Source organism: Vibrio mytili (assembly GCF_000830505.1).
GTDB classification, from domain to species: Bacteria; Pseudomonadota; Gammaproteobacteria; order Enterobacterales; family Vibrionaceae; genus Vibrio; species Vibrio mytili.
In genome coordinates this window covers 25,653-31,894 of the sequence record NZ_JXOK01000055.1, presented here as the reverse complement: position 1 = coordinate 31,894, position 6,242 = coordinate 25,653, and the positions used below count along the sequence as shown (strand labels likewise).

The following is a 6,242-nucleotide window of genomic DNA, read 5'->3' as shown; positions in this document are numbered from 1 at the left end:
GGATTACGGATTACGGATTACGGATTACGGATTACGGATTACGGATTACGGATTACGGATTATTTTCAACCACCTAGATCGGATGTCAAGCACTTCTGTACTCTGTTAGCGAAGCGCTCCGTATTCCTAAATAACACACTCAAAAGCCCTTATAAATACAGACTCACCAGCGTTCTCCCCTAGGATCTAGGATCTAGGACCCTGTCTACTATTTCAACTTATAAATGATACCCGGATTACAACGCACCATTTCAAATCGGTCAGTCAGACCCGTCAATGATTCGGATGCGCCCAACAACAGGTAACCACCTGGGTTTAAGCTATTTGCCATTTGGTTCAGCACTTTTGACTTCATTTCTGGAGAAAAGTAAATCAAAACATTACGACAAAAGATAATGTCGAACTTCCCCATGAGTGCATAACTTTCCATCAGGTTTTGAGGGCGAAAACTTACCAGGCGCTTAACGTTGTCTTTGACCTTCATTCGACCATCGCCAGCATCTTCGAAGAAAGTGCGTCGGCGCTCCGGAGAAAGACCACGTCCCAACGCAAGATTGTCATACACACCCGCACGGCACATATCCAACATACTGGCTGAAATGTCAGTGCCAGTAACAGAAATATTTGGCAGTAAACCCGGTTTACGCTGCTGAGTTTCCAGTATAGTCATCGCGATAGAGTACGGTTCTTGACCTGACGAACTGGCGGCAGACCAAATCTTGATAGGCCGTTTATTTGCCGCCACTTCAGGTAACAGCTTGTCAGCTAAAACCGTGAATGGATAAGTATCTCGAAACCACAGCGTCTCGTTGGTCGTCATCGCATCGACTGCAGCAAGGCGCAATTCACGATTTCGACCCGAAATAACATCTCGTAATAAATCAGATAACGAAGCGATTTTAAATTTAGTCACCAAAGGGCTTAATCTGCTGCGCACCAAGTACTGCTTACTATCGCCAAGCACAATGCCACATTGCGATTCTAGAAAACGGCTAAAGTCACGATACTCTTGATCACTGATTGTAATAGCTGTCATTAATGTCTCTTTTATTCTGTTAATGCAGTTTTAACCGCGTTACCCAGTTCGTCTGGGTTGAATTTTGCGATGAACGAGTTGGCACCAACACGCTCAACCATCGCTTGGTTGAAAACACCGCTTAGTGAAGAGTGAAGGATAACATAAAGATCTTTCAACTCAGCATGTCTACGAATCTCTGCGGTTAAGGTATAGCCGTCCATTTCTGGCATCTCAATATCAGAAATCACTAAAGAAATCTGATCGTAAATACTGCCTTCTTGCGCCATTTCTATGAGCTTATTATAAGCCTCTCTGCCGTCTTTCACTGAAATCACTTCAAAGCCAATAGAAGTAATGGCGCGTTCGACTTGCTTGCGAGCGACCGTCGAGTCATCGGCAATTAAAATTCGGCGGACAATCTGCTTGGATTGCTCAGCTTGTGCTATCTCCTCTCCGATGGTCGCATTCATCGTTTCATCAATAGGAGCTATTTCAGCTAAAATCTTTTCCACGTCAAGAATTTCGACCAATTCATTATCGATATTCGTTACCGCAGTCAGATAATGTGCCTTACCAGCCCCTTCCGGCGGAGGTAAGATTCCTTCCCAATGCATGTTAATAATGCGCTCAACAGAAGAAACTAAGAAGGCTTGAATAGAACGGTTAAACTCTGCGATCACAACAAAACATTTATCAATGTCAGTAGTTGGTCTGCCGCCAATGGCAAGGCTTAGGTCAATCACAGATACCGTATGGCCACGAATATGAGCAACCCCTTTCACCAACGGGTGAAGGTTTGGCATGGCAGTCAACTTGGGACACTGTAGCACCTCTTTTACTTTAAAGACGTTAATGCCATAGCGCTGACGTCCCATCAATCGAAAGGTCAATAATTCTAATCGGTTTTGACCGACGAGTTGTGTACGCTGGTTTACAGAGTCAAGAATCCCCGTCATATGCTCATCTCCATCTCAAACTTTTGGTTTTTAAATGTTACTCTATCACTGGTAAGCATTATCCCAGGGAAACAGTATGACGTACCTCACTAACACCCAGATACCATTGAGTATGACAATAAGTAGAGCGTTATTTACAAAGTACGTTAAGTCTATCGGCATTTTTCTCAGTATGTTTAGCTTTTTTGCACATGCAGCAACAGAAAATCAGTTAGAGCAAATAAAAACCGCAGCGGAACAACACATTCTTGCCACGGTAGAGCAACCTACTGGCGGTGAGCTCAGTGTGAATGCGGCGGACATCGATAACCGAATTAAAGCAACTGACTGCCCAGAACCACTGGATACTTCAGCATCGACCACCAGCAATACGCGCAGCAACATTAACGTGTTGGTTGAATGTCCGGCCGACAACTGGAAAGTTTACGTGCCTGTAAGAGTCTCTTCATCAGTCCCTATGGTAGTCGCAACTCGTCAACTTGGACGCGGAGAACTCGTGGGAGCATCCGATGTGACCATATCAATGGTTGAGCTACAACGCTTTCGCAAAGATGGATTTTCCAGCTATGAACAAGTGGTAGGAGCAAAATTAAAGCGCAGCGTGCGTCTGGGCGATGTCGTCGAACGCAATGATGTGTGCGTCGTATGCCGCAATGAAAGAGTGACCATTAAAGCCGTAAAACAGGGCATGACCATCACCACGCAAGGTACCGCTCTGCAGGACGGCGCGACCGGGGACCAAGTAAGAGTGAAAAATGACAACTCTCAGCGTATAATAGAAGGAATCGTGACTGACATAGCGGAAATCACCATCACTTTTTAGCTTGATTGACGCAACGAATTTTAGTGATGAGTAAGCTCCGTAAAAATCGCCCAATAAGAACGCAAAAAATGACTAAAGTTATTTTCGCATTGGTCGATAGTCTGAATACCAGTATGACGATACAAGGCAAAATACAACATGGCAGGTATAGATAACAATATACGCTCAGGGCAAATAATGACGACAAACAGTCGCGCTCCTGCACGTAGTGAATCAAGCACCAACAGTGCAACAGAAGCTAAGAAAACGCCCGCTCAGCAAGACGCGGTATCACTTAGCCAACAAAGTAAAGCGGTTAGCCAACTACAGAAAGATATGGCATCGTCACCGGCATATGACAGTGCGAAAGTCGCTGCCATCAAGGAAGCTATCACAAACGGTTCATACAAAGTTGATCCAGAAAAGTTGGCTGATAATATGATAAAGTTTGAAAACGAACTGCAGGGCAACAGCTAACTCGCTTAGGCTTAAGGTAAGAATTCATGGCAGCATTAGTCGATCTCGTTCATTTCCAATTAGAAAATGCCAAAGCACTTTCTGAAATTTTAAGTCAGGAAACGCATGCCATTACCGCACGTGTCTCTTCTGAGATCGAAAATATTGCCAAAAAGAAAATGACATTGATTGATCAACTTCGTACGACTGATCAACGCATCGCCTCTCACCCGCATGTCAATCTACTTACCGAAGATAAGAATCTAAGACAGATTGTTGACCAAATCCAATCTATCGTTCTGGACTGTCAGCAAGTCAACCAAGTCAATGGGGAGTCGCTTAACCGTGCGCAAATGAGCTTCAATAAGCTCAATAATATGCTTCAACGCAGCCATGGAAAAGTCGGCATGACCTATAACTCTGGCGGTAAAACCCACACCATTTCTACGCTTGGCACCAATATCAAAGCCTAATTGCACCTTCTCTTCTTCCACAGCCAATATTCAGAATATCCTGCAGAAAAAAAGCGACTAATTGTTGCCAATTAGCCGCGAAAAAGACGCTATACCCAAATGATTAAATTAAAACAGGGTTTGCTGACGTTTCTCTGGGACTTGCTGAACTTCACCATAGCCACGCATTTTATCCATTTTTCGGATATCCAAACGCAACTCGGTTACATAGCTGTCTTCAACTAAGTAGCTGCGTACTACCTCCGCGCCACGAATAACACCATCAACGGCACCCGATGTATTTTCCACGCCCAATCGCTGGTCTTGTAACTCTGCACGCCCGCTGATGCGCATGCCATACACTTGTTCCGCTAATTCACGGTAAGCATCAATTTTAGACGCTCGCATTGCGCGAACGCGTTGTTCTTCAACACTTCGGCCGGTTTGCTCACTCACACTCGCGTACCCAACCGCCACCAAAATTTCATCTTGACGCATTTGTTGTAGTGGCTGACACCCCATCAGTACTAACGTGGCGATAATAAAAACTAATTTCTTCATGGTCACATCCTATGGGCGGAGAATCACAGTGTATGGCTGACGAATAGTTGGGTCGGAACGAATTAACACACCATCTTGAGTACGAATACTATTGAGTGTATCCAAATCACGTCCGATGCGGTCGGCAGGCAAAAAGCCCTGTGCAGTTGCCACTACAATACGGCTCTGCATACCGACTACTCGCGCATTCACTAAAACGCCACCTTCTTGACGCAACATGGTTCCTGTTAGCACATATTGAACTTCCTGTTCTTGAGCCAGGTCTTGCCAGTCACGACTCAATGCAAAATCACCTTGCTGAGTGACTTGAATCGATCCAGTGGCTTTGAAATCAACCACTTTAAAACCACGGCGCTGGAACTGATAAATAAACCCTTCCGATACCGAGTTTCCCAACCAGTTGGTTGCATCCATGTGCTGAACGTCCACAAACGAGGTGACAGCAATAGGTGTGCGCGATGACACAGCGACGTTAGATACCATCAGATCTTCCGTCATGCTTTCGATAAAAAAGTCCAACGTATGGCGCGGGCTGTCCATCAACGTGAACTGGCTGCCTGAATAAGGCTCTTTACCATTGTAAATTGGTGAGTACGCACACGATGTCAAAAGCGTCATCATCGAGGCGGCAACAAGCCACTTTTTCATGGTTCGATTCTCCAGATTATATAAGGTGGCACTATTCTTCATTTTCTCGCAAGAAACCCAATTTCCTTGCTGAATACTGAATGTTGGAACAGTCTTTGCTTTTCTTTGTATGTCTCACTCAGAAAATGACCACCAAACTTTGCTGATTTTATAAAAGCAATATTTATACCTAAACGGCCATAACCAATGAAAAAAATATTAATTACTTTATTTTCAACCACTTTAATATTGCTCCTGCCCTTTCGCGCAGTGGCAGCATGGTATGAAGTGACAGGAGTTGCCACAATCGTTTCTTCTAAAGAAGCGGCAAGGCTCCATGCGTTAGAAGACGCCCTCTTCAAAGCCGTCAATTTTTCGGGTGCGGATATTGGCAGTATTAGTAATCTCATGCCGTTATTGGAAGAGAATCGCAACGAATACCTGTTCACTAACCATGAAGTCCGTTACATTCTTGTCGTTTCTGAGCGTACAAAAAGTGGAAAAGTCAAAGTTAAGATTCGAGTCGACATCTATCCATCGGCAACGGGTTGCCACACCAACCAATACAAAAAAACGGTTCTGGTTGGAAACATCGACATTGCCTCACCCCAACAAGCCGTCATGGGGCAAATCTACCGTGTCGGTGACGACTTTAGCCGAGTCGTGAATCGTCAGTTAGATCAAACCTCACGCAGCTTTGTTTCTGTTGGTACGACCGACTACTTCATTAGCAGTCATACCCCAGCTCGCACACAAATGATTGCGCAAGATAATGGTGCTCAATATATCTTAGGTGGGGAAATCACTGACTTAACCGCGACGGTTGAGTCTCAAACATTACAAGACGACATTATCAACCGCCAGTTTGCCTTGGAGATGAACGTCTATGATGGCAAAACTGGCCACGAAGTCTTCAATAAAACCTACCGGGAAGTCGCGCAATGGCCGTTTGCGAAGATAGCCAGGTTGACACCAAAAGTGCTCGCTTCTGGGCGTCTACTTATGGTGAGATGTTGCTACGAGTCAGTCGCAATATAATGCTGGATCTGGAAGCAGAATTGTCTTGCAAAATAACATTGCCAGAAGTTGTCGCAGTATTTGGCAACACAGTGACGATGGATCTTGGTCGAATACATGGCGTGAAAGAGGGTGACACTCTGCAACTTTGGCATACCGCAGCATTCATTGACCAACATGGTTTACCACGCAATAAAGTATCTCAAAGCGAGATTACGTTAACAGTCTCTCGTATTTATGAACACGAAGCAGAGCTCACCATTGATCAACCTAATTTGGCATCTAGTGTCCAAATTGGTGACGTGATGAGCAGGTATTAGGGAGGCGTTGAGCTTGGGCGAACACTTCTCGCT

8 protein-coding genes and 1 pseudogene are annotated in these 6,242 nt (G+C 44.8%); 4 read left to right on the top strand and 5 right to left on the bottom strand.

The window, feature by feature from the left end; translation table 11 throughout:
• Window positions 1–208 precede the first annotated feature (208 nt).
• Window positions 209–1,036 carry a CheR family methyltransferase gene (locus tag SU60_RS14770; protein ID WP_041156185.1) on the bottom strand — a complete coding sequence of 276 codons (828 nt, stop codon included), beginning with the start codon at window positions 1,034–1,036 and terminating at the stop codon, window positions 209–211.
• 11 nt (window positions 1,037–1,047) lie between these two features.
• The gene (locus SU60_RS14765; protein WP_041156184.1) at window positions 1,048–1,974 is read right to left on the bottom strand and encodes a chemotaxis protein CheV; all 927 of its coding nucleotides are present in this window, start codon (window positions 1,972–1,974) and stop codon (window positions 1,048–1,050) included.
• 76 nt (window positions 1,975–2,050) lie between these two features.
• Here SU60_RS14765 and flgA point away from each other — a divergent pair, with 76 nt between their 5' ends.
• The 3 genes from flgA to SU60_RS14750 all read left to right on the top strand — a co-directional run bounded on the left by flgA (window position 2,051) and on the right by SU60_RS14750 (window position 3,705).
• Window positions 2,051–2,797, top strand: a complete 747-nt coding sequence (gene flgA / locus SU60_RS14760) for a flagellar basal body P-ring formation chaperone FlgA (protein ID WP_041156183.1) — start codon at window positions 2,051–2,053, stop codon at window positions 2,795–2,797.
• 138 nt (window positions 2,798–2,935) lie between these two features.
• Window positions 2,936–3,253 carry a flagellar biosynthesis anti-sigma factor FlgM gene (flgM, locus tag SU60_RS14755; protein ID WP_041156182.1) on the top strand — a complete coding sequence of 106 codons (318 nt, stop codon included), beginning with the start codon at window positions 2,936–2,938 and terminating at the stop codon, window positions 3,251–3,253.
• A gap of 26 nt (window positions 3,254–3,279) precedes the next feature.
• The gene (locus SU60_RS14750; RefSeq protein ID WP_041156181.1) at window positions 3,280–3,705 is read left to right on the top strand and encodes a flagella synthesis protein FlgN; all 426 of its coding nucleotides are present in this window, start codon (window positions 3,280–3,282) and stop codon (window positions 3,703–3,705) included.
• 108 nt (window positions 3,706–3,813) lie between these two features.
• On the opposite strand, the gene flgP is transcribed toward SU60_RS14750, so the two are convergent.
• Genes flgP through SU60_RS22005 form a run of 3 tightly spaced genes read right to left on the bottom strand, consistent with a single transcriptional unit; the run spans window position 3,814 to window position 5,177 of the window.
• Window positions 3,814–4,245 (bottom strand): flagellar assembly lipoprotein FlgP, encoded by a 432-nt coding sequence (gene flgP, locus SU60_RS14745; protein WP_041156180.1) that lies wholly within the window; start codon window positions 4,243–4,245, stop codon window positions 3,814–3,816.
• A 9-nt stretch (window positions 4,246–4,254) separates the two neighbouring features.
• Complete coding sequence (locus SU60_RS14740; protein WP_041156179.1) at window positions 4,255–4,893, bottom strand: FlgO family outer membrane protein; 639 nt, start codon at window positions 4,891–4,893, stop codon at window positions 4,255–4,257.
• Between the two features lie 38 nt (window positions 4,894–4,931).
• Complete coding sequence (locus tag SU60_RS22005) at window positions 4,932–5,177, bottom strand: hypothetical protein (RefSeq protein ID WP_164833048.1); 246 nt, start codon at window positions 5,175–5,177, stop codon at window positions 4,932–4,934.
• Between SU60_RS22005 and SU60_RS14735 the strand changes: the two are divergent.
• A pseudogene (locus tag SU60_RS14735) lies at window positions 5,080–6,209 on the top strand (flagellar assembly protein FlgT). The gene SU60_RS22005 and the pseudogene SU60_RS14735 sit on opposite strands and share 98 nt — an antisense overlap.
• Window positions 6,210–6,242: the final 33 nt, after the last annotated feature.

Excerpts from the sequence above, each read along its gene's own strand:
- SU60_RS14750 (WP_041156181.1), top strand. The coding sequence starts at position 3,280 with ATGGCAGCATTAGTCGATCTCGTTCATTTCCAATTAGAAAATGCCAAA.
- flgA (WP_041156183.1), top strand. The coding sequence starts at position 2,051 with ATGACGTACCTCACTAACACCCAGATACCATTGAGTATGACAATAAGT.
- SU60_RS14740 (WP_041156179.1), bottom strand. The coding sequence starts at position 4,893 with ATGAAAAAGTGGCTTGTTGCCGCCTCGATGATGACGCTTTTGACATCG.
- SU60_RS14770 (WP_041156185.1), bottom strand. The coding sequence starts at position 1,036 with ATGACAGCTATTACAATCAGTGATCAAGAGTATCGTGACTTTAGCCGT.
- SU60_RS14765 (WP_041156184.1), bottom strand. The coding sequence starts at position 1,974 with ATGACGGGGATTCTTGACTCTGTAAACCAGCGTACACAACTCGTCGGT.
- flgM (WP_041156182.1), top strand. The coding sequence starts at position 2,936 with ATGGCAGGTATAGATAACAATATACGCTCAGGGCAAATAATGACGACA.
- flgP (WP_041156180.1), bottom strand. The coding sequence starts at position 4,245 with ATGAAGAAATTAGTTTTTATTATCGCCACGTTAGTACTGATGGGGTGT.